Source organism: Shigella sp. FC1967, from assembly GCF_001743005.1.
Taxonomy (GTDB): Bacteria; Pseudomonadota; Gammaproteobacteria; order Enterobacterales; family Enterobacteriaceae; genus Proteus.
In genome coordinates this window covers 1-1,632 of record NZ_MIIZ01000955.1, presented here as the reverse complement: position 1 = coordinate 1,632, position 1,632 = coordinate 1, and the positions used below count along the sequence as shown (strand labels likewise).

The 1,632-nt window shown below is 32.9% G+C and carries 3 protein-coding genes; all 3 read right to left on the bottom strand.

The window, feature by feature from the left end; genetic code table 11:
• The coding region (locus BHE89_RS16695) for a type I-F CRISPR-associated protein Cas7f/Csy3 (RefSeq protein WP_128860643.1) at nucleotides 1–150 on the bottom strand (150 nt) is incomplete at its 3' end.
• 67 nt (nucleotides 151–217) lie between these two features.
• Nucleotides 218–1,105 (bottom strand): type I-F CRISPR-associated protein Csy2, encoded by an 888-nt coding sequence (gene csy2 / locus BHE89_RS16690; RefSeq protein ID WP_128860642.1) that lies wholly within the window; start codon nucleotides 1,103–1,105, stop codon nucleotides 218–220.
• Nucleotides 1,102–1,632: type I-F CRISPR-associated protein Csy1 (locus tag BHE89_RS16685; protein WP_286146233.1), on the bottom strand; the 531-nt coding region annotated here is incomplete at its 5' end. The genes csy2 and BHE89_RS16685, both read right to left, overlap by 4 nt.

The window sequence follows — 1,632 nt, the reverse complement described above, 5'->3', positions numbered from 1 at the left end:
ATTTTTTATAGCCTGTTTTAATCGGTTTGAAATAGTCCCTCTAACTGATTTTTCTTGTAATTTAAGAGGTGTAAATTCATTTTTTATTATCCCAACAAGTGCCATAAAAATAACCATCAGAAGGAACGAGTTTTTTTTTTCAAATGCCAAAACGGATACAGTATCATTTTTTTTTAGCCATGATTTTTCTCTCTTTTAAAATTAAATAGAATATTCATTATCTTGTTGACATAAATAAAGATTTTTTTTCAGGATCATAGGAATATGCCCAAAGCATATCCCAAATAGAATTAAGACGATGAGCCATCACAAACTCACCTAATGTCACAACGCTCTCAGCAAAGCGATGAGGCACGTCGAGATCTCGTTGATTTTTGGCTTTAGCTAATGCTGAAATACCATGGAATCCCGTGGCAATAGGTACAATCCAACCTGATGTTTTACGCTGTGTTTTCCATTCAATACCTCCATTTTCCTGTTTTTCACACTGATGGCTAACCAGCAAAAAATCCAGTAAAGCATCAAGAGCATCTTTGCCTTCATCCATGGCTGATTTCATTAAATCTCTACGTTCAAGTAATCCATAACCTGGCATTAAACGACGCAAAATTTGATGCTCTTCATTGGGGTCATCTTGACTCAATACAAATGTTTCAGGCTCTTCAACTTTTAATATATCGCCTCCTGCAATTTTCATGGTTAGCAAGAGCGATGATAATGTTTTTATAAAAGCGTCTTGTTCAAAGCGACGTAATTCTTTTTCATCTTCTGAATGATAAGCAATGACTAAAGAAACCTCTAAATGGCAACGTGCTTCTTCTATAAAAGCGGTTCGTTTACCCTCTTTATCTAATGGATTAGCAGTGCCAACAATCGAGTTAACAAAATCGCCTGGGCCTTTAAAGGTTTGCAAATCACATTGATGACTAACAATACCGGTTGCATAAAAATTCAGTGAGTTAAATCCTTGCTGATTAAGTTTTCGTTGTAAAGCATGTGCGAAACCTAACCAAGCCGTTATGGCAGGGAAACCAATAGTAAAAGGACTCGATAATGCATTTGCATTATGAATTTTTATATGTGGAATTAATAATAAGCGATTCATTTTAGTTCATCCTTATTTTGACGAATAATAGCGATAATGCGCTCTAATTCGCCATCACCGAGTGTTATCGCCTCTTTATTTGCAACCTTTTGGTAGTCATAAATAAACTTCTGCGCAATAGCATTAATGAGTTTTAATAGCCACGCATTTTCTTCATTACGTATTTTTTTATTTTCAGGGAATAACCATATCTTTTGATATTCTGGTAGTTCTTGCGGTCTTACCTCATTATTTTTAGAAAATTCATCTCTTACTTTCCACATCATAAAAATAATATGATCAATATATTGCTCGACATACCATTCAAATTTCTCACGTAATTTATAATTATTTTGTTTATTATTAAAAAATGAAGATATTTGATTAAATAGATCTTTTAATACCCACGGATTTAATGTATCAAAAAAAGAAATCCTGACGAGGTAATCATTTTTAGAAAATTCATCTCTTACTTTCCACATCATAAAAATAATATGATCAATATATTGCTCGACATACCATTCAAATTTCTCACGTAATTTATAATT